This is a genomic window from Corynebacterium sp. NPDC104732 (assembly GCF_055583565.1).
The window spans coordinates 228,196-247,864 of the sequence record NZ_JBVJNS010000002.1; the positions used below are offsets into that span (position 1 = coordinate 228,196).

Consider the following 19,669-nt stretch of genomic DNA (forward strand, 5'->3'; position numbering starts at 1 on the left):
ATATCCATGAGTGAAGAATTTGATATCCGCATGCCGTCAGGCACCGACGACCCACTTTCCGACGCCGAAATCCAGAAGTACCGCGAGGAAATCAACCGCCTCGACGGAGTCATCCTCGACGCAGTGAAGCGTCGCACCGAGGTGTCCCAAGCGATCGGCCGCACCCGAATGGGGTCCGGGGGTACGCGACTAGTCCACACCCGTGAGGTGGCGATTATCAACAAGTTCCGCGACGAAATTGGCGAAGAAGGACCAGCTCTCGCCGCTATCCTGCTCCGAATGGGGCGGGGAAAGCTCGGTTAGCAGCGGGATTCGGTGGGCGGCACTAATGTGGAGTGAAGTTACATAACCGCAACTTTTGGGAGCTAACAGCGCCATGGATATCACGACCACCACACAGTGGAACGAACTTGCAACGCAGTTTGAGGCATTCAAAGACAGCAACCTCCGCGAGCTTTTCGACGCCGACCCGCAGCGCGCCAGCAAGCTGACGTTCGACGCCGCTGGCCTGCACGTCGACCTGTCCAAGAACCTCGTGGACTCCACTGTGATCGATCGCCTCGTTGCTGTCGCTGAAGCCGCCGATCTGAAGGGTCGCACCGAAGCGATGTTCACCGGTGAGCACATCAACAACACCGAAGATCGTGCCGTCCTCCACACCGCGCTGCGCATGCCTGCCGAAGACTCCCTCGAAGTTGACGGCCAGGATGTGGCGGCTGACGTCCACGAGGTCCTCGGTCGCATGCGCGACTTCGCTCGTGCGCTGCGCTCCGGCGAATGGCAGGGCCACACTGGCCACACCATCAAAACCATCGTGAACATCGGCATCGGCGGCTCCGACCTTGGCCCAGCGATGGCCGCCAAGGCGCTGCGCCACTACGCGGTCGCTGGCATCACCGCCAAGTTCGTTTCCAACGTCGACCCAGCGGACATGGTCGCCACCCTCGACGAGCTAGACCCCGAATCCACACTGTTCATCGTCGCCTCCAAGACCTTCACCACACAGGAAACGCTCGCCAACGCGCATGCCGCTAAGCGCTGGCTTCTCGACGCCTTCGACGGCGATCAAGCTGCCATTGCCAAGCACTTCGTCGCTGTATCCACCAACGCGGAGAAGGTGGCCGAGTTCGGCATCGATACCAAGAACATGTTCGGCTTCTGGGACTGGGTAGGTGGACGCTACTCCGTGGACTCCGCCATCGGCCTGTCCCTCATGGCCGTCATCGGCCCACTGGACTTCATGCGCTTCCTCGAAGGCTTCCACGCCATGGACCAGCACTTCCGCACCACCCCAATTGCCGCCAACGTGCCAGTGCTCATGGCCATGCTGGGCGTCTGGTACTCTGAGTTCTATGGTGCGGAAACCCACGCCGTACTGCCTTACTCCGAGGACCTGTCCCGCTTCCCTGCCTACCTGCAGCAGCTGACCATGGAATCCAACGGCAAGTCGGTGCGTCGTGATGGTACCGCGGTCTCCACCGGCACCGGTGAAATCTACTGGGGCGAGCCAGGCACCAACGGCCAGCATGCCTTCTTCCAGCTCATGCACCAGGGCACCCGCATTGTCCCAGCCGATTTCATCGGCTTCGCGCGTCCGAAGGAAGACCTGCCTACTGCCACCGGTGACGGATCCATGCACGACCTGCTGATGTCCAACTTCTTCGCTCAGACCAAGGTATTGGCCTTCGGCAAGACGGCTGCTGAGATCGCAGCGGAAGGAGTCCCCGCCGAACTGGTAAACCACAAGGTCATGCCAGGCAACCGCCCAACCACCACCATTTTGGCGGAAGAGCTCACCCCAGCTGTCCTCGGCGCACTGATCGCCCTGTACGAACACATCACCTTTGTCCAGGGCGTCATCTACGACGTGAATTCCTTTGACCAGTGGGGCGTGGAACTAGGCAAGAAGCAAGCCGGAGATCTACTCCCAGCCGTGACCGGTGCCGCTGAGGCCAACTCCGGAGATTCCTCCACCGACGAGTTGATCAGCTGGTACCGCGCACAGAAGTAACGCTTTTACTCATCCCGACTCTGCACCACATCCGGTTGCTGGGTCGGGTTTTTCTTGTCTGGCATGGTTGTGACGATGTTACTTTGACGATGACTCCAGGTTGTAGGTAATTTTCATTAACCCGACCTGTAAACATCGACAATTCATTATCGTCAAACCGGAAATATCCCACCAGCCATACTCATCTCGGCAACGTTATGGGCCTTATCTTGGCTAGCCTGATAGGATACCCGTGACTGACCTGCGAAATTTTCCCGCCAGACTCCTTTTGGGGCGGAAAATCGAACTGTTAAGAAAAGGACCAAAGCCATTCTTTCCTCAATCGTTGACTGGGTAGTTTCCCTTATGTCCACGCTGGGCGCTCCGGGCGTCGGCGTGGCGATCCTGTTGGAGAACTTGTTCCCACCGATCCCCTCTGAGGTCGTTCTGCCATTGGCGGGCTTCACTGCTGCCCAGGGCAAGATGAATGTGTACGTGGCGTTCGTGTTTGCCACGGTTGGTTCTGTGCTGGGTGCCTACATCCTGTATGGGATTGGGGCGGCTGTGGGTGCGGAGCGGCTTCGCCGGATTGCTGACTGGATGTGGCTGGTCACTCGTGAGGACGTGAATAAGGCACTGGAATGGTTCGATCGATACGGCACGTGGTCGATTTTGATTGGCCGTTTGATTCCGGGTGTACGGTCCCTGATTTCGATTCCGGCTGGTATTCACCGGATGAACCTCTTCCAGTTCGGTATCTACACCACGATTGGTTCTGCGGTGTGGAATGCGATTTTGGTGGCCTTGGGTTACTGGTTGGGCGATCGGTACACGGTGGTCGCTGATGTGATCGATAAGTATTCCACCGTGGTGTATGTGACCGTCGGTATTGCGCTGATCTGGCTGTTTGTTTTCATGGTGCGGCGTGATCTCAAGTCCAAGCGCGCGGCTGAGGAACAGGCGTAACAGGAAAAAGGGACCGGAAGGTCCCTTTTTTGTTGCTCGGGGGCTACATCTTCACCATCGGCTCATATCCGAAGGGGATGTTGTTGGATGAGACGATCGTCTTGCCGAACGGGAAGCAGGTCACAGGAATCATCTTGATGTTTGCCCAGGCCAAGGGGATGCCGATGATGGTGACGGCTTGTGCTGCTGCGGTGGTGACATGGCCGATGGCGAGCCACAGCCCCGCGACGAGGAACCAGATGATGTTGGACAATGCGCCGAGTGCATTTGCGCCACGGGACGGCTGCACGACGGTGCGTCCAAACGGCCACAGCACGTAGTTTGCGATGCGGAAGCTCGCCACGCCGGCTGGGATCGTGACGATAAAGGCGCAGGCGATGACGCCAGCTACGAAGTAGCTCAGTGCCAGCCAAATGCCACCGGTGATGACCCAAACAATATTAAGAATCGTCTTCATAACCCCAGCCTAGGCGATCGTCGACTAGGATGTGGCCCATGAGCACTGACGATATTCGCCTCTCGGATAATGAGCGCATGGTGGCGCTGCAAGCCCTGGGAACCCACTATGCGGAGGGGCGAATCAGCAGTGCGGAGTTTAACGAGCGTACGACGAAGGTTGCGGAAGCACAGACGTACAGCGCCTTGACTCCCCTGTTCGGTGATCTTCCAGGTGGTGTGCCGTTTACGCTGGGAAGTGCGGGTCTTACCCCGAATGTTCCGGCAGTGCAGTCCGAGGATCCAGGCCTGCTGGAGTTGAAGCAGCTGAAGTCGCGCGGCAAGCTCATTCAGCAGTTGGATTTGGCTTTCACGGTTGTCGGCATGATCGTGTTTTTCCTCGGGATGTATTTGGGCTGGGGTTATTTCTGGCTGGCTTTGGTAGCTTCCGGTGGCGCGATGATGCTCAGTCGCGCCCTGTTGCAATATGACGAAACTGATGAAAAGACCTTCGAGTCGTTGCAGAAAAAGGAAGCGAAGGAGAAGAAGCAGCGACTGTTGGAGGCAGAAAAACGAATGCGGGAGCTAGGTCAGTAGCTGGCAGCTTGGGCACCACCATATGATGCGTTCGAGTTCGTCTGGACTCGATTGCAGCGTGCTTTTACGAATTGGTGTGCCACAGCGTCGACAAGGGCGCCCGTGCCTGCCGAAGACGTAGCTGTTTTCCCCGGCGCGTCTGACGCCTGTGGTCACGCGGATGGGCGAGTTGCGGTTTGCCCACATGATCCGCCTGGTGATGTCGAGGATGCGGGGCACGTCCACTGCTGCGACGGGGGTTGCGGGGTGGACTCCTGCGAGGAAGCAGATTTCTGCCCGGTATTCGTTGCCCACTCCTGCCAGGTTTTTCTGGTCTAATAGTGCGGATCCGATGGGTCGGTTGGGGGTTTCGAGGATTCTGCGGAGGGCTTCGCCCCGCCCGTAGCTGTCCCAGTCGGGGTACAGCACGTCGGGGCCGAGATATCCCATCCGGTCGGAATACTGCTCAATCGGAAATACCTCTACGAGGCCAAGGTCGAAGCCGACAATCTCGATAGGGGCGGGCGAATCATCCAGGACCAGCACGACGCGAGCTTTGTGCCCGGGTTTGCGCCACTTCTCACCCTGCAAATGAACTGACCAGGTTCCTTCCATTTTGAGGTGGGTGTGCAGCACCTTTCCGCCGCTAAACTGCATGAATAGGTGTTTGCCGTAGGGCCAGACGCGGCTTACGCGCTGGCCGTCGAATTTCTCCAACGCGACGCTGGGCACCCGCAGCGATGTTGCGAGGACGTCGCGTCCCCTCATGAATTGCAGGCGCTTGGATAGTTGGTAGACGGAATCACCTTCGGGCATTAGCGTCGCCTCCCGAAGGGGTTGCCGAAGGACATGGGTGGTTCTTCCTCGTCGTCGAAAGAAAGGTCGGCGAGGGTACGTGGCTTTGGCACCGCACGCTTAACGACGCCCACCCCACCAATCTTCAGTCCTTTCGGCACTACCACTCCCCCGGCTTCTTTAAGCGCTGTCAAGTATTCGGAGTCGAAGACTGCTGTCCCGTTAATTTTCTCCACCACGATCCGGTTCATCCTACCTTCTGCTACGAGCGAGCTCAGTGCAGCGACCAGGCGTTGCGCCAGCTCGGGAGGAGTTTCGGGGAGGCCATCGAAGTAGAGGTTCATCGTGGCGCCACCGCGGCTGAGGTGTGCGAGCAACAGGCCGTCGATAAGCACGACGAGCGCACCGGCGGACCTGCTGGGCCGCAGGTTCGACTCAGGCCACGGCAACGCCGCGCCGTAAGGGTTGGCGGGGTCCGTTGCTGCTAGAACGTACACGTCGGGGTCGCTGGCGCCTGATGGCCATCCGCCGAGGTCGGCGCTGTCAGCGAGGCCACGCAGCCTATCGACGATCGCTGGCGTGGAGAACTGTGCCGCGCCAAGCCCCTCGATGAGGTAGCCACGCAGCGCTTTGCCGTTTTCCTCGAACCGCGACAGCACCTTGTATGCCAAGGCGAATCCGCCGAGCACATCCTCGGCGACGATGGAGCCGCGGGTGACCACGCCGTAGCGATCCAGCCAGGCTTCGCCGTGTGCTACCGAGCGGGCTGTGGCATCGGTCGATGGTGTGACCGCGAGGCTCCAGCGCCCCAGCATGTCTGGTGGGGTGCCCTGCGACGCCGATTGAGCGAAGGAGGTGCGTCCCATGCGTAATCGGCTGCGGGTGGGTCGGCGACGTGCCCGGTGGGCGGTTCCTTTCGCGGTAGTGCCGGCGAGGCGAGATCTTAAGGCCGCGAAGCTATCGGGGGTAGCCAGTCCGGCGTCGACAAGTGCCCACAGCGCGGCGCGTAGCTCCTCGGTTGGTACGTCGAGTTGTTCGAGGAGGTCGGTGAAGTAGAAGCCGCCTCCCCTACCCAGCACTTCAAGTACCTGCTCCTGCAGCGGCGACAGCGCCCCGTCGTGGCGCTCCGGAGCGAGCTCGGCGGCGTAGTCGGCAGGCAGCAGCATGATCCACGGATCTTTTGCACCGGCCGTCCCCGCCCCCACGATCCGCACCTCACCCGTGGCGGTGAGCTCATCGAGCAGGGCGGGACTGTAGTTCGCCACCCGGCCGGGCAGCACTAGTGATTCCCAGGCGCTCGCAGGCAGTCGCACCCCGGCGAGCTGTTCAATTACCTGAAACACACCATCGGCACCGCCCAACTGCGGTTGCTTCCCGACGGCCGACACCCCCAACCAATCTGGCAAGAACCGCCCGAACGTTGTGGCCGATACCGGTTCGGCTTCTGCGCGGGCGCGCGCCAGGCTCAGCTTTCGGATCCGTTTCAGCACGTCCGCCCCGCAATATTCGGTGCCCTCGACGCCAGTCCGGAACTGTCCTTCTACCACTGTTTTGTCCGATACGGCAGCCTGGATCGCTGCGTACGCGGTGGAGTGGCCGAGTCCGAAGGCGTCGGCAAGCTCGGCAACGGTAAAAGGTCCGCGACTGCGCGCGAAGCGGTTCGTGAGCTGTGCCAGTGCGTCTGTGATCACGGTGGTTTGCGCGGAGACTCCCGCTGGCACGGGGATGCCGAGGGCGTCACGGAGTAGCGGGGCGTCCAGGGTTTGAGCTAAGTGTTCTTCCCCGGCGATCCGCACCAGCATCACCCGGTGGCTCAGCTGCGTGAGAGCAACATCAAGCGGGATATCCGTCCACGCCGCGAGCTGACTGGTCGGGATTGGACCGATGATACGCAGCGTGTCCGCGAGTTCTTCGGCGTTGCGGGCGCGCCGTTCCGGAGTGATCCGTTGCAGCTGGGCATGTACCTCCGCGATGACGTCCTGGTCCAGGAGCTCGCGCAGCTGAACGGTGCCGAGGAGTTTCGTCAACAGACTCGGATCCAGCGCGAGGGCCGCTGCCCGCTTCTCGGCCAGTGGCGAATCGCCCTCGTACATGAAGGCGCCGGTGTAGTTGAACAGCAAACTGGAGGCGAACGGGCTGGGCTGATCGACGGTCACCTCCGCAATCCTGATGCTCCGCAGGCCTAGCTCTTTCTGAATATCCTGCAGCGATGGGAGATCGTAGACATCCTGGAGACACTCGCGCACCGTTTCCAGGATGATCGGGAAGCTGGGGTATTTGCGAGCCACATCGAGCAATTGGGCGGCGCGTTGGCGCTGTTGCCACAACGGAGCTCGTTTGCCGGGGTTTCGTCGTGGTAGTAACAGCCCGCGGGCGGCGCACTCTCGGAATCGTGAGGCGAACAGCGCCGAATTGCCAACCTCCTCGGTGACGATTTCCCGGATGTCTTCTGGATCAAAGGTGAACAGGTCCGCGCTCGGTTCCGTATCGGATTCGGGGAGCCTGAGGACAATGCCGTCGTCACCGGCCACCGCCTGCGCATCCATCCCGGTGATTTCCGCGACGCGGGCACCCACCGCGAGTGCCCACGCAGCATTAACTCCTTTGCCGAACGGTGAGTGCAGCACGATACGCCAATCCCCCAGCTCGTCCCGAAACCGCTCCAGGAGCAACGTCTTTTCATCGGGGACAATCCCCGTGGCTTCCTCCTGTTCGTTCAGAAACGCAATGAGGTTGCTGTGGGCGCGTTCGTCTAGTCCGAGACCTGCGGCGGTTTCTGGGTTGGCGTGGACGTGGCGTCGGAAAGCGCCGAGTGCCCGGCCCAGTTCCGCGGGGCGGCCTGCCCCGTCTCCGGTCCAGAACGGAAGCCTGCCGGTGTGGCCTGGGGCCGGGCTCACCAGCACCTGGTCGCGGGTGATGTCTTCAATGCGCCAACTCGTGGCGCCGAGGGTAAACACGTCACCGACGCGGGACTCGTAGACCATTTCCTCGTCCAGCTCACCGACCCGGCGGGGAGTTCCCTCTGATCCCACGAGGAAGACCCCAAACATGCCGCGGTCCGGGATGGTGCCACCGCTGGTCACGGCGACACGTTGGGAACCCGGCCTGCCCTGCAGCGTTCCGGTGGCGCGGTCGAACACTACGCGGGGCTTGAGCTCAGCAAAATCAGTGGACGGATATACGCCGGAGGCCAGGTCGATCACAGCATCGAATACATCCCGCGCGAGATCCCGATAAGGGTAAGCCCGGCAGACCTGGTCATACCAGGCATCCACCGGGAGGTCCGCCACCGACGCTGCCGCAATAGTATGCTGCAACAGCACGTCCAACGGATTTTGTGGAATGCGCAGCTCTTCGATGAGCCCAGCGCGCATGCGCTGCACCGTCACAGCAGATTGCACCAGGTCGGAGCGATGCTTCGGATAGAAGCTGCCCTGCGATACGGCGCCCACTGCGTGCCCGGCGCGCCCCACACGCTGCAGCCCAGAAGCCACCGATGGTGGTGCTTCCACCTGCACCACCAGGTCCACGGCCCCCATGTCGATTCCCAATTCGAGTGAAGAGGTAGCCACCACGCACTTAAGCTCACCGGCTTTCAGCGCAGCTTCCGTGGTGGCACGCTCTTCCTTGGAAACCGAACCGTGATGCGCCCGCGCTATCACTGGTGGTGCTTGACCTGCAGTATCGGCCGCCACCATTACCTGTGCTGGTGGGCGCCTCAGCTCGGGTGACAACGATGCCGGGTTGTATTCCAGCGCGTACAGTTCGTTGAGCCGGGAGGTCAGCCGTTCGGCGGTGCGTCGCGAATTGACGAACACCAGCGTGGACTGCGCCGCCATGATCTCCTGGTAGAGCTCCTGCTCAATGAAGGGCCAAATGGATTTTTGCTGTGGCAACGCTGATTCTTGCGCTGGCGTGGGCCCCCCGAAGCCATGTGGATCATCGAGCACCGCTTCCCCGATCGGGGACCCTTGATCCGGAGTGGGCAAGTCAGAGAGGTCATCGACCGGTACGTGCACATCAAGCTGCCACTGCTTGGGTTGTTCGGGAGCCACCAGCGCCACGGGCCGATCCCCGCCGAGGAATGCGGCGACGCGTTCGAGTGGGCGGACCGTTGCCGACAACCCGATGCGTTGGAACTCGCCTGCCAGCCCCGCGAGGCGTTCCAGGCTGAGTGCCAGGTGGACGCCACGTTTGGTGCCGGCCATCGCGTGGATTTCATCGATGATCACGGTATCCACTTCATCCAGGATGCTTCTCGCCTTGGATGTCAGCATCAAGTACAGGGATTCTGGGGTGGTGATCAGAATGTCTGGTGGCTGGCGAAGCTGGCGGTTTCGTTCGCTAGCGGGAGTATCACCGGAGCGCACCCCTACAGTGACTTCTGGTTCTTGGATTCCCAGGCGGGCTGCGACCCTCGCAATCCCCAGCAGCGGGGCCCGGAGATTGTTTTCTACATCCACGCCCAGGGCTTTGAGCGGGGAGATATACAGCACTTTGACTTTGCCGCCCTTTTTGGTTGGGGCAAGTGGGGCGTCGATAAGCGCGGGCAATGCGGGCTGTTGGGGGCTTTCCACCAGCATGTTGATTGCCCACAGGAACGCGGCGAGGGTTTTACCGGAGCCGGTTGGGGCGACGACGAGGGCGTGATCGCCACGGGAAATCCGCTCCCAGGCCTGCTCCTGAACAGCTGTTGGAGCTGCGAAAACATCCTCAAACCAGGTGGCCACGTGGGGGCGGAAACGACTGAGGATGTGTGCTGTCATGCTTCTATGTAACCAAACAACTACCATGAAACGTATGACTGCTTCGATTGATGACGCACGCCTCACGTACCGCCTTGCTTTGGGCACCGGCGAAATCCTGAAAGGTGTCCGTGGCGTTGGCTTGCTGCGGGACCGCGGCCTTGGCGACGCCGGCGATGAACTCTCCCAAAACTGGCTCGCGCGCGTGTTGGCGCAGCACCGCCCTGACGACGGCGTTCTCTCCGAGGAAGCCGCCGACGACCAGTCCCGTCTGAGCAAGGAACGCGTCTGGATCATTGACCCGCTGGATGGCACCAAGGAGTTCGCAGGTGGCCGCCAGGACTGGGCAGTGCACATTGCACTCGTGGAAAATGGCATCCCGATTCACGCCGCCGTTGGCTTGCCAGACTTGGGGGTTGTTTTCACCTCCGCCGAGTCCAAGGCTGTCGAAGGCCCCCTGTCTCGTAAGTTTGTGGTGTCGCGTAACCGCGCGCCAAAGGTAGCCCAGCATATCGCGGACAACATGGGGTCCGAACTGGTGCCCATGGGTTCCGCTGGCGCGAAGGCAATGCATGTGCTGCTTGGCGACGCCGACGCCTACATCCACGCCGGTGGCCAGTACGAATGGGACTCTGCTGCGCCAGTGGGCGTAGCTAAGGCTGCTGGCCTGCACTGCTCCCGCTTGAACGGTAACAACCTGACGTACAACAACAAGGACACCTACATGCCAGATCTGCTCATCTGCCGTCCTGAGCTGGCGGATGAGATTATTGAGCATGCAAACTCCTACCTGGAGTCGCACGGTTCCTACTAGAGTTTCCGGGCTACCAGCCCTTCGTGTGTTGTTACGCACTAGGCCACGTCCTTCCCACATTTCGGGCACCGCAGGATAGTAAACGGTGGTGTTTCTTCGGGCTCATGCATGCCGAACCGCAGCATTTGTCCGGGATTGAACCAGGTCATGGGGTTGAAGTTCGCTTGCGGTCTTCGCTCCGGATCGATGTGTTTTGGTGGTATCCACAACATCTGCCCCGTGGTGGTGCAGACGGTCCACCACTTAGTGTCTTTTGTTTGGGTGTCGTCGATGTTGCGGTGGGTATTGTGCCCGGCGAGCTGGAAGTTTTTCCCTTCGGACAGGCCCCCAAACCGCCATGCGCGGACGTGGTGAATCTCGCAGAGCGCCGCGGGCAGGCTGGACCCTGGGGTCATGTCTCCACCTTGGGCAGCGACGAGCCCAAGGTAGGCGTAAACATCTGCGGCCCGCTTGGTTCGGCCTAATTCAATGAGATTGCCGGTCCCCTCCTCCAGGATGGCGAGGAAGGCGTTGCGGTCTGCACCCAAGCGAATCAGGTCTGGAATTGAAAGTAGGGTTCCCACATCCGTCGGTACGACGCCTGCTGCCTTTTGGAGTTGTTCCAGGGTCATGGTGGCGACAACGGTGCTGCAACCTCGCGTCGGAGGCATCGGCCCATTCCTGTGCAGGGCACACTTCAGGGCTGCGACCAGGGCGTCGTGGTTGCGCTGCGCCTGGGTTCGCACATCGTTTTCTTTCTCCCCGTCCGGCAACAGGTCTCCGGCGCCGGCATAGTCCGCGAACAGCCGATCAAGCAGTGCTTTGAGCTCAGGGGTCACTTCACCCGAGAGTTTCGCGTTGAGATCAGCGCCTTGCGCGGAGATGGTGACGCGTCGGCGGCGCTGGCGCTGGGCATCCTGTGGTTCGGAGTCAGCATTCAGGCCCTGCAAAATCTTGATTCCTGCTTTGCGGAGGTCCTCAGGAGCTAAGCTTCGCGCCATCTCGGCCATCATGGATTCGATGTAGGCGAAAGATTCGGCGGGGGTACCTTCCGGAGCATGTTCGAGCAATCGTGCGATCTCCATTGCCGAAGCGACCCCAAATGCTGCGTCGTTAAGCCCGGCCACTGTACAAGGCATGCGCGCAGGCCTCCCCTCCGGACGATCGACGGACGGAGATTCAGGAAACAGCTCCTCCCCTAACCGACATGCGTCTTTGAGCTCACCTCGGGTGAATTTGTTTTTGTGCATGCGGGCATTAAAACTGGCCCGTGACCTGGGATGGAATGCGTCGGCAAGCTGCAGCTGCTTCACCAGCTTCACTGTAAGCAGTTCAGTGAGCCACTGCGCCTGCCGTGCGGTTTCCAACAGGAAGTCGAGTTCCGTGCCCGTCACTAAGGCGTTGTCGAGCATCTCACAGACCTGACGCTGCCCCAGCAACGCTTGCTCCATAAGTTCGCTCATATGCTCGAATCTGTTCATGACCCGAACCTTATCCACCACACCGGACACGATACCCCCATTTATTCGAACACCGCAGGTCACAAGGCACAAAAATCACCCCCACGTTGCAAGGCCACCGCACACGCCGAAAGCGTTAGACATGGCCTGTATCCTAAAAAGCATGATCTCCACCCCGTATGAAGACCTGCTGGCAAAGATCCTGCGTGACGGTTCCAAGAAGGAAGACCGCACTGGCACGGGCACTACCAGCCTGTTTGCGCAGCAAATCCGCTTCGATTTACAGGACAGCTTCCCGCTCATCACCACCAAGAAGGTGTACTGGAAGGGCGTCGTGGGCGAGTTGCTGTGGTTTTTGCAGGGCTCGTCGAACGTTAAGTGGCTGCAGGAGAACAACATCCACATTTGGGACGAGTGGGCTTCCCCTGAGGGCGAACTAGGCCCTATTTATGGCGTGCAGTGGCGCAGCTGGCCGACGCCGGACGGCCGCCACATCGACCAGATCAGTGGCGCGTTGGACATGCTCAAGACCAATCCCGACTCGCGCCGCAACATCGTCAGTGCCTGGAACGTTTCCGAGCTGCACAACATGGCGCTTCCCCCTTGCCACCTGCTGTTCCAGTTCTACGTGGCTGACGGCAAGCTTTCCTGCCAGCTGTACCAGCGCAGCGCGGACATGTTCCTCGGCGTGCCGTTCAATATCGCCAGCTACTCACTGCTCACGCACATGTTTGCGCAGCAGGCGGGCTTGGAGGTCGGCGAGTTCATCTGGACGGGCGGCGACTGCCACATCTACGATAACCATGTCGACCAGGTCAAAGAGCAGCTCAGCCGCGAGCCAAAGCCCTACCCGCAGCTCAAGCTGAATAAAGCCAAGGACCTGTTCAGCTACAACTTTGAGGACTGCCAGCTTGAGGGCTACGACCCGCACCCGACTATCAAGGCAGAGGTCGCGGTGTGACCTATCAAGCGATTTGGGCGCAGTCCCGCGATGGTGTGATCGGCGACGGCACGGACATGCCCTGGTACCTACCTGAGGACCTGAAACACTTCAAGGACACTACCCTCGGCCAGCCGGTACTCATGGGCCGCGCCACCTGGGAATCCATCCCGAAGAAGTTCCGCCCCCTGCCGGGCCGTGACAATTACGTCCTGTCCAGCCGAGAGGCGGGCACGTGGTCGGAGGGCGCGCAGGTGGTGACGGAGCTGCCGCTTATCGACGCCTGGATCATCGGAGGCGGCAAAGTCTACGCGGCTACCCTCCCCGCGGTTTCCCGGGCAGTGGTGACGGAGATCGATGTGGAGCTCGCGACAATCCCCGGCGCTGTGCACGCCCCAGCCCTGACAGGTTTCACCCTGGTTGAGGCGAAGCCGTGGCACACCTCCGAGCAGGGACATCTCCTGGCTGACGAGGAGAAAACCCCGCTGAAATACCGCTTTCTTACTTACGAAAGGACTTCTTAACGATGGCTGATTTCACGATTTATACCACCGAGTGGTGCCCGTTCTGCCAGAAGCTGGTCGCAGCTTTGGACGAGGCGAACATCCCCTACACCCGGATCGATGTGGAGGAGGACGCGGAGGCGGCCGCGTGGGTGGAGTCCGTCAATGGCGGCGACCGGATCGTACCGACGGTCGTGTACCCGGACGGTTCTCACGCGACGAACCCGCAGCCTAAGGTGGCCGTGCGGAAGTACACCCGCCTTACTTCCTAAGCAGGTAGATGTCCATGATCCAGCCGTGCTTCTCTCGAAGTGCGGCTTTTTCTTGTGCCAAGTCCGCGCCGATGTCGGAGACGATCCCGTGCCGGAGGACTTGCTTGTCGCTGCCCACGTAGGCACCCCACCAGATTTCGGCCTCAGGCACGTGCATCCATGCCGCTCCCCCATCAAGCATCACGACGGTGTTGGACGTTGATCCTTCCCGTAACGCTCGGCCAGTGGTGATGCGGATGTCTTCGCCGATGCGGTTGAGCAGGATTCCGTGCGCTGCGGTCAGCGCTTGTACAGCGGTGATCCCGGGGCTCACGGAGACGGTGCACTCTAGCCCGAGGCCACGCATCCTTTCGATGATTCGCAGGGTCGAGTCGTAGAGTGACGGATCACCCCATACCAGGAACGCGATGGTGCCTTCGGCGGGCATGGCGTCGATAAGCAGCTGCGCGCGCGCCTGGTGCCACCTCTCCACCTCGGCTTTGTAGTCGTCGGGGTTGCGGTCGCGCTCCGGGTCGGTCACCGAAATGATCGGGGTGCCGGGCGCATGCTTCTCGACGATCTCCCGCCGCAACTCAAGCAGATCAGATTTCGCGTCGCCTTTATCCAGCGCTAACACTGCGCTCGCGGATTGCAGGGCTGCGATCCCCTGCAGCGTCATGTGATCCGGGTTTCCGGCACCAATACCGATAACTTCAATGTGTCGCATATGTTCTACTTTAGGAAAAAGAAAAGCGCCGCCCGGAGCTGGGTGGCGCGGAAATCTTCATGGCTTATTCTTCGTCATCCGAGAAGATCTCAGCCATCTCCTCTGGGGAAAGACCAGTGTGGGACTGATTAAACTGAGCGGAGAAAATCTGCTGCAGGTACAGCTCACACACCGCGGACAGCTGCTTAGCGTCATACTTGTTCAGCAGCATCAGACGCTTCTTAGTGCCGTCTTCCTGCAGCTCCTCAACGGAAAGCACCGGAACGTCATTCTTGGTAACGATGCGAGCCAAGATGTCGCGGCGGTTAACGTCAGTAAAGGTTGGCTTGATCTCGGCCATTCTAAACACCCATTTCTTCTAAGTTGTGAGTACGTCTAGCTACAGCCTATGCCTAAATGACTAGATTTCGCTGCAAAACCATTTAGTCAGTCCCCCAAAAGTGTCCCCCCTCCCGGTGATTTGGTCTTCGGGTGCGGTGCGCTAAACTTTGTTGCGTTGCTTTGTAACTGCCCTTGTAGCTCAGTGGATAGAGCACGGCTCTCCTAAAGCCGGTGTCGGAGGTTCGATTCCTCTCAGGGGCGCTTTTTATGCCGAGGGCTCTTAAGCGTTAATGCCACTTTCCCACTTGAAGTAACAGCCTACCCATTGCTGTGAATTTCACCCTAGGTCGAAAAACGGGTAACTGCACTTACGGTGATCTTTTCATGTCGCATATTTGTTCGACTGTCGGATTGCTGTGTCCAGCCTTAGTGCCACACTATTCCCCATAGGCAGGCCGGGTTTTCTGTACCCAAAACCTAAGGGACATACCACCGAAAACCAGCTCGGACCTGCTACGATGTTGAAAAGCGCACCAATGTAACTTGATCGAGGCGACATGACCCAACAGAAGCTGGAACTGACCTGGTTCAACAAAGACCAGGCACTCATTCCCCAGAAACGCGGACGCTACGGCTATGCCTGGGTAGATCCCCATGACCCGCGCTATTGCCAGACGCATTACCTGATCGAGGGCGAGACCATTATCGGCGAGCAGGCACCGAGGCAGGACGGGACACAGTACGGCGAGCGTGCCGACCTCGAACCCACCACCGACAACCTGCTCATTAACGGCGAGTCCGGCGACGTGCTCGAAGCCCTCACCCGCGTTCCCGAGCTGGCGGACAAGTACGTGGGCAAGGTCAAGTGCATCTACATCGACCCACCGTTCAACACGGCGCAGACCTTTGCCAATTACGAGGACAACCTCGAACACTCCGTATGGCTGACCATGATGCGAGACAGACTGCTCCACATGAAGAAGCTCCTGTCCGAGGACGGGTCCATCTGGGTGCACCTCGATGACGTGGAAAACCACCGTATGCGCCTGCTCATGGACGAGGTATTCGGTGCGGGCAACTTTGTTGCTGAGGTGGTGTGGCAAAAGTCGGACTCACCAAGACGCGGTGATGGATTCTCCGTTGACCATGACGTAATTATCGTGTATCGCAAGTCAGATAGTTGGGCGTTTACCCACATGCCAAGAACCGAAGCCGACAATGCGCGTTTCAAGAACCCCGACAACGACCCACTCGGACCGTGGTGGGATGGAGACCCCACTGCAAATCACGGAGATGGCTCAGGCGGTATGTGCTACGCCATCCAAAACCCACTGACAGGTGAGATGATGCGACCACCAAAGGGCGGTAGTTGGAGATACAGCCAACAACGAATCCTTGCGTCGCTAGTACAGTGGGCACCATATACGTTGAAGAATATTGACGACGGCGAATGGCGCGCTAAAAACGAGGGAATCAATCCCGAGAAGGTGAATCACGATGTATGCGCGCTTGTTCTTGATGTACCGCTAGAGGAGTCACGTAAATCCGTTGAAAACAGGAGAAACATATCTCCGCTACCAGAGATACTGATCCGCTCAACTGGTGGTCTAGGACGAAAGGCATACATTCCAGCGACTGGAAACAATCCGCGAACTTGGTGGTCGAATCAAGAGGTCGGTCACAATCGAGCCGCTAAGAATGAGATCAAGGTACTGTTCCCTGGCCAGACCCCATTCTCCACTCCCAAGCCCGAGCGCCTGCTAGAGCGCGTCATCCACATCGCCACCAACCCTGGAGACATCGTGTTGGACGTGTTCGCAGGCTCCGGCACCACGGCCGCGGTCGCCCACAAGATGGGCCGGCGCTGGGTCACCTGCGAACTACTGGAGGACACCTTCAACCGCTTTACCGTCCCTCGCCTGACCAAGGTGGTACGCGGTGAGGACATGGGCGGTATCACCACGACCAAGGGCGAGCGCGTAGACAACACCACCGACGGCTTACCAGAGGGCATGACCGCAGACGACGCACAAAAGTTCACCTCGTTGCTGAACAAGGTGATCAAGGACAACCCCGAACTCAAAAACAGCGCACAGGTCAAGGAACTCAAGGCAGCGACCAAGACCCGCAACAGAGGCGACGTCGTGAACTGGCGCGGCGGCGGGTCATTCACCATCGCCACCTTGTCCAAGCCTTGCTTCGACGTGGACGAGGACCTGGGACTGACCATCCTCACCGAGCACGCGGACGCAGACAACCTCGCCCGCTCCGTCGCAGCACACCTACGCTTTACCCTCACCCCAGAACACCCAGTGTTCCCGGGCCGACGCGGAAACATGTGGCTGTACGTCACCCGCCAGCCAGTGGACAAGCGGGTGTTGGACGAGCTGCTCTCCTACCTCGGTGAGGACGAAGCCGTCACCGTCGCATCGACCTCGGTCCTGCCCGAGCACACCACCTATCTGCACAAGCGGGCCAAGGGCTCGCGCGCACTGTCCATCCCGGATGGTCTGTTTACCCACACGCTGAGCACGAAAGACGAGGCATAAGTCATGGCTGTTCCAGGTTTGACCTTTGACGAGGCCCTGCTCACCGAAATCGCGGTCAGCTTCCAGCTCCGCGCCTCCAATATCAGCGCACTCACCGCACTCGTGCAGCGTCTGTCCGGCGACTTCGACCGCTCCAAGCCACAGGTGATGAACATGGCCACCGGCGCTGGCAAGACCTACGTCATGGCCGCGTTTATCGAGTACATGCGCCGCCAGGGTCTACGCAACGTCATGATCGTCACCCCGGGTCTGGTGGTGCAGACCAAAACGGTCGCCAACTTCACCCAAGGTGCACCGAAGTTCATCGACGGCTCCCCTGTCCCACCGCGTGTGGTCACGCCGGAAAACTACAAGTCCAATCCAGCGGACCAGACCGCGTTCACCGAGCAGGGCGCGTCGAATGTGTACGTGTTCAACGTTCAACAACTCATTGCTCCGAAAGACATGGACGGTGACACCACCTCCGGTGGAAAGACCGCGCAGGCGCGTGGTATCCGCAAGTTCTCCGAGTATGCTGGCGTGTTGTACGACGAGTTGAAAAATATGGATGACCTCGTGATTCTGGCGGACGAGCACCACTTGTACTCGGCCAAGGCCAAGGCATTCCACGCCGCCATACATGATCTTGAGCCCGCAGCGCTGGTGGGTCTTACCGCATCGCCCGGTGAAAAGGACGAGATCATCTTCACCTACCCGCTGTATAAGGCCATCGCGGACAAGAACGTCAAACAGCCCGTCATCGTCTACCGCAAGGACGGCTACGACGAGCTGGGCGAATACCAGCAACTCAAGGACGCAAAAACCCTGCTGGAGACTAAGGCGGGGCACTACGCGGTTAAGAACCAGGAGGAGGGCACGTCCCCGATCTCGCCGGTCATGCTGGTGGTGTGTGAGGACATCGCCCACGCCACCCGTATCGAGGAAACCCTCGTTGGCCCGGACCTGTTCGGTGACCCGTACGCTGTGCTGCGCGTGGACTCGGACTCCATGAACGAGGAGAAGGCCGCGCTCTTGGACGCTATCGACACGCCTGACTCCCCTGTCCGGGCTGTGGTGAGCGTGAACAAGCTCAAGGAGGGCTGGGACTGTCGTTCCATCGCGGTGTTGGTGACGCTGCGTGCCATGGACTCAGACATCTTGACCCAGCAAACCCTGGGACGTGGTCTGCGTCTGCCGTACGGCAAGTACACCGAGGTTGAGGCCATCGACACCCTGGACATCGTGGCGCACGAGTCGTTCCAGCGCCTGCTCAGCAGTGAGAAGGTCAACAAGTCGTTCGGGTTCGAGGGGCGCAGGCACAGCGAGCCTGTCCCGCCACCGCCGCTCGTACACGGTGTGGTGACACCACCAACCCCAGACCCGACACCGGACCTAGTCCCCGTGCCGGGCGGTAACACCGCCGACCCAGCGCCGGTACTCCCACCTGCGGACCCGCAGCCGGTGGTCCCAGACCCAGACCAGGACACCGACACCCGACCACAGGTCGGGCTCAAGCAGGTCGGCGGGGATGGCGCACAGCCGGAGGACCTGTACCCGGAGCCAACCCCGCTCGCGGTGGTGGAGTTGGTGGAGAAGTTCAGGGACGTGTCATTCCTGTTCCCACGCACCACATACACGGCCAAAAACGCGGCCTACCCGCTGGAAAAGCTCATGCAGGACGAGATCATCCAGGTCGCGCGGCAGATCACGGACAACCCACACGCTGTGCTGGAACGCCTGGCACTGACTGGGGACGAGGCACAGGGTCGGGTGATGGCCAAGCGTCTCACCCAGGGCATCATCGACGCTATTGCGCTGGACGAGGAAACGGTGAAAAAGCAGTTGGCGGGCGCAATCCTCACCCACCGACGTGTGGAACGTTCGCCTCAGAACATGAGCCAGGCTAAGAACCGTATCGCGCCACTGGTCTACAACAACGCGCTGGCGACGACGTGGACGGTCGATACCCTGCATGTCGCGTCCATTTTGCTCGGAAAGGCAATTGATGCGTCCGTGCGTCAGTTCCTCGCCAATCTGGAGCCGGACGTCACGCTCATACCGCTGACCATGCCGACCCGCACGCGGTTCGAGCTCGGGGTGGGAAAGACCATTGAGCCACGCCCGGGCGAGTTCGACAAGTACATCAACGGCCAGTTCTACAGCGGTTGGACCCGCAATTTGTACACCGCCGCGTCCTTCGACTCCAACTCAGCAGAACACAAACTAGCCTGCGACCTCGATGTCTCCCCAGACGTGGAGTGGTGGACACGCTTGTACATGGCCGACGGCGCGTCCATTGACTACCAGGTGGGCAAGACCTACTACCCCGACTTCGTGGTCCGCGACCTGGAGGGACGTACCTGGATTGTCGAGGGCAAGGACGCAGGCGGCCGCACCAACGAGGAGGTCAAGGCCAAGCGCGACGCCGCGGAACGAGCACTCAACCTCATGGCCAGCAATGAGGACATGGGCGCGCTCAAGGTCGGGTACATCATCGCCTACGAGGACACGATCAAGGAAGCAGGGTCATGGTCCCGGCTCATTACCATGTCCGGGGCGGTGAAGTCAGCGAACTAGGGACACGGAAAAATGCAGGTACCGCCGGTGGAAAACAACCTCGCACCGGCGTTACCAGCTCT

The 19,669-nt window shown here is 60.1% G+C and carries 16 protein-coding genes and 1 tRNA gene; 11 read left to right on the plus strand and 6 right to left on the minus strand.

What is annotated here, in order from left to right:
* Positions 1–6: 6 nt before the first annotated feature.
* From ACZ6ZO_RS02735 to ACZ6ZO_RS02745, 3 genes are all read left to right on the plus strand, one after another.
* Positions 7–303 carry a chorismate mutase gene (locus ACZ6ZO_RS02735; protein ID WP_182386636.1) on the plus strand — a complete coding sequence of 99 codons (297 nt, stop codon included), beginning with the start codon at positions 7–9 and terminating at the stop codon, positions 301–303.
* A gap of 73 nt (positions 304–376) precedes the next feature.
* Entirely contained in the window at positions 377–2,011 is a 1,635-nt protein-coding gene (gene pgi / locus ACZ6ZO_RS02740) for a glucose-6-phosphate isomerase (protein WP_465290357.1), read from the plus strand.
* A gap of 345 nt (positions 2,012–2,356) precedes the next feature.
* Entirely contained in the window at positions 2,357–2,956 is a 600-nt protein-coding gene (locus tag ACZ6ZO_RS02745; RefSeq protein ID WP_465290359.1) for a DedA family protein, read from the plus strand.
* Positions 2,957–2,999: 43 nt separating this feature from the next.
* On the opposite strand, the gene ACZ6ZO_RS02750 is transcribed toward ACZ6ZO_RS02745, so the two are convergent.
* Positions 3,000–3,413: a YccF domain-containing protein gene (locus ACZ6ZO_RS02750; protein WP_182386639.1), complete on the minus strand. Its 414-nt coding sequence runs from the start codon at positions 3,411–3,413 to the stop codon at positions 3,000–3,002.
* Between the two features lie 38 nt (positions 3,414–3,451).
* Here ACZ6ZO_RS02750 and ACZ6ZO_RS02755 point away from each other — a divergent pair, with 38 nt between their 5' ends.
* Entirely contained in the window at positions 3,452–3,988 is a 537-nt protein-coding gene (locus ACZ6ZO_RS02755; protein WP_465290361.1) for a DUF1707 SHOCT-like domain-containing protein, read from the plus strand.
* Here the strand turns inward: ACZ6ZO_RS02755 and ACZ6ZO_RS02760 are convergent.
* Positions 3,977–4,783 carry an Fpg/Nei family DNA glycosylase gene (locus ACZ6ZO_RS02760; protein WP_182386641.1) on the minus strand — a complete coding sequence of 269 codons (807 nt, stop codon included), beginning with the start codon at positions 4,781–4,783 and terminating at the stop codon, positions 3,977–3,979. The two genes, ACZ6ZO_RS02755 and ACZ6ZO_RS02760, sit on opposite strands and share 12 nt — an antisense overlap.
* Complete coding sequence (locus ACZ6ZO_RS02765; protein WP_465290364.1) at positions 4,783–9,528, minus strand: ATP-dependent helicase; 4,746 nt, start codon at positions 9,526–9,528, stop codon at positions 4,783–4,785. Before ACZ6ZO_RS02765 ends, ACZ6ZO_RS02760 begins: the two co-directional genes overlap by 1 nt.
* Positions 9,529–9,562: 34 nt before the next feature.
* On the opposite strand from ACZ6ZO_RS02765, the gene ACZ6ZO_RS02770 reads away from it, so the two are divergent.
* A complete protein-coding gene (locus tag ACZ6ZO_RS02770) occupies positions 9,563–10,321 on the plus strand; it encodes a 3'(2'),5'-bisphosphate nucleotidase CysQ (RefSeq protein WP_182386643.1) in 759 nt (252 codons plus the stop codon).
* Between the two features lie 38 nt (positions 10,322–10,359).
* Here the strand turns inward: ACZ6ZO_RS02770 and ACZ6ZO_RS02775 are convergent, their stop codons facing one another.
* Positions 10,360–11,763 carry a DUF222 domain-containing protein gene (locus ACZ6ZO_RS02775; RefSeq protein WP_465290366.1) on the minus strand — a complete coding sequence of 468 codons (1,404 nt, stop codon included), beginning with the start codon at positions 11,761–11,763 and terminating at the stop codon, positions 10,360–10,362.
* Between the two features lie 160 nt (positions 11,764–11,923).
* On the opposite strand from ACZ6ZO_RS02775, the gene ACZ6ZO_RS02780 reads away from it, so the two are divergent.
* From ACZ6ZO_RS02780 to ACZ6ZO_RS02790, 3 genes are read left to right on the plus strand one after another with little or no spacing between them, the layout of a single operon-like run.
* Positions 11,924–12,721, plus strand: coding sequence for a thymidylate synthase (locus tag ACZ6ZO_RS02780; RefSeq protein ID WP_182386645.1), 798 nt, complete (start codon positions 11,924–11,926; stop codon positions 12,719–12,721).
* 56 nt (positions 12,722–12,777) lie between these two features.
* Positions 12,778–13,224, plus strand: a complete 447-nt coding sequence (locus ACZ6ZO_RS02785) for a dihydrofolate reductase (protein ID WP_465290453.1) — start codon at positions 12,778–12,780, stop codon at positions 13,222–13,224.
* 2 nt (positions 13,225–13,226) lie between these two features.
* On the plus strand, positions 13,227–13,475 hold the full coding sequence (locus ACZ6ZO_RS02790; RefSeq protein WP_465290368.1) for a mycoredoxin: 249 nt from the start codon (positions 13,227–13,229) through the stop codon (positions 13,473–13,475).
* Here ACZ6ZO_RS02790 and cobF read toward each other — a convergent pair.
* Positions 13,465–14,181: a precorrin-6A synthase (deacetylating) gene (cobF, locus tag ACZ6ZO_RS02795; RefSeq protein ID WP_182386648.1), complete on the minus strand. Its 717-nt coding sequence runs from the start codon at positions 14,179–14,181 to the stop codon at positions 13,465–13,467. The genes ACZ6ZO_RS02790 and cobF overlap by 11 nt on opposite strands.
* Positions 14,182–14,245: 64 nt before the next feature.
* Entirely contained in the window at positions 14,246–14,521 is a 276-nt protein-coding gene (locus ACZ6ZO_RS02800; RefSeq protein WP_465290371.1) for a cg0963 family protein, read from the minus strand.
* Between the two features lie 169 nt (positions 14,522–14,690).
* Here ACZ6ZO_RS02800 and ACZ6ZO_RS02805 point away from each other — a divergent pair.
* From ACZ6ZO_RS02805 to ACZ6ZO_RS02815, 3 genes are all read left to right on the plus strand, one after another.
* Positions 14,691–14,763: transfer RNA gene (locus ACZ6ZO_RS02805), tRNA-Arg, on the plus strand.
* Between the two features lie 296 nt (positions 14,764–15,059).
* Complete coding sequence (locus tag ACZ6ZO_RS02810; protein ID WP_465290373.1) at positions 15,060–17,051, plus strand: site-specific DNA-methyltransferase; 1,992 nt, start codon at positions 15,060–15,062, stop codon at positions 17,049–17,051.
* A 3-nt stretch (positions 17,052–17,054) separates the two neighbouring features.
* Positions 17,055–19,607, plus strand: coding sequence for a DEAD/DEAH box helicase (locus ACZ6ZO_RS02815; protein ID WP_465290375.1), 2,553 nt, complete (start codon positions 17,055–17,057; stop codon positions 19,605–19,607).
* Positions 19,608–19,669: the final 62 nt, after the last annotated feature.

What these genes read in the sequence shown, in the direction of transcription:
- ACZ6ZO_RS02800 (WP_465290371.1), bottom strand. Translation starts at nt 14,521, where the DNA reads ATGGCCGAGATCAAGCCAACCTTTACTGACGTTAACCGCCGCGACATC.
- ACZ6ZO_RS02815 (WP_465290375.1), top strand. Translation starts at nt 17,055, where the DNA reads ATGGCTGTTCCAGGTTTGACCTTTGACGAGGCCCTGCTCACCGAAATC.
- ACZ6ZO_RS02780 (WP_182386645.1), top strand. Translation starts at nt 11,924, where the DNA reads ATGATCTCCACCCCGTATGAAGACCTGCTGGCAAAGATCCTGCGTGAC.
- ACZ6ZO_RS02775 (WP_465290366.1), bottom strand. Translation starts at nt 11,763, where the DNA reads ATGAGCGAACTTATGGAGCAAGCGTTGCTGGGGCAGCGTCAGGTCTGT.
- ACZ6ZO_RS02760 (WP_182386641.1), bottom strand. Translation starts at nt 4,783, where the DNA reads ATGCCCGAAGGTGATTCCGTCTACCAACTATCCAAGCGCCTGCAATTC.
- ACZ6ZO_RS02765 (WP_465290364.1), bottom strand. Translation starts at nt 9,528, where the DNA reads ATGACAGCACACATCCTCAGTCGTTTCCGCCCCCACGTGGCCACCTGG.
- ACZ6ZO_RS02735 (WP_182386636.1), top strand. Translation starts at nt 7, where the DNA reads ATGAGTGAAGAATTTGATATCCGCATGCCGTCAGGCACCGACGACCCA.
- ACZ6ZO_RS02770 (WP_182386643.1), top strand. Translation starts at nt 9,563, where the DNA reads ATGACTGCTTCGATTGATGACGCACGCCTCACGTACCGCCTTGCTTTG.
- cobF (WP_182386648.1), bottom strand. Translation starts at nt 14,181, where the DNA reads ATGCGACACATTGAAGTTATCGGTATTGGTGCCGGAAACCCGGATCAC.
- ACZ6ZO_RS02790 (WP_465290368.1), top strand. Translation starts at nt 13,227, where the DNA reads ATGGCTGATTTCACGATTTATACCACCGAGTGGTGCCCGTTCTGCCAG.
- ACZ6ZO_RS02810 (WP_465290373.1), top strand. Translation starts at nt 15,060, where the DNA reads ATGACCCAACAGAAGCTGGAACTGACCTGGTTCAACAAAGACCAGGCA.
- ACZ6ZO_RS02745 (WP_465290359.1), top strand. Translation starts at nt 2,357, where the DNA reads ATGTCCACGCTGGGCGCTCCGGGCGTCGGCGTGGCGATCCTGTTGGAG.
- ACZ6ZO_RS02755 (WP_465290361.1), top strand. Translation starts at nt 3,452, where the DNA reads ATGAGCACTGACGATATTCGCCTCTCGGATAATGAGCGCATGGTGGCG.
- ACZ6ZO_RS02785 (WP_465290453.1), top strand. Translation starts at nt 12,778, where the DNA reads ATGCCCTGGTACCTACCTGAGGACCTGAAACACTTCAAGGACACTACC.
- pgi (WP_465290357.1), top strand. Translation starts at nt 377, where the DNA reads ATGGATATCACGACCACCACACAGTGGAACGAACTTGCAACGCAGTTT.
- ACZ6ZO_RS02750 (WP_182386639.1), bottom strand. Translation starts at nt 3,413, where the DNA reads ATGAAGACGATTCTTAATATTGTTTGGGTCATCACCGGTGGCATTTGG.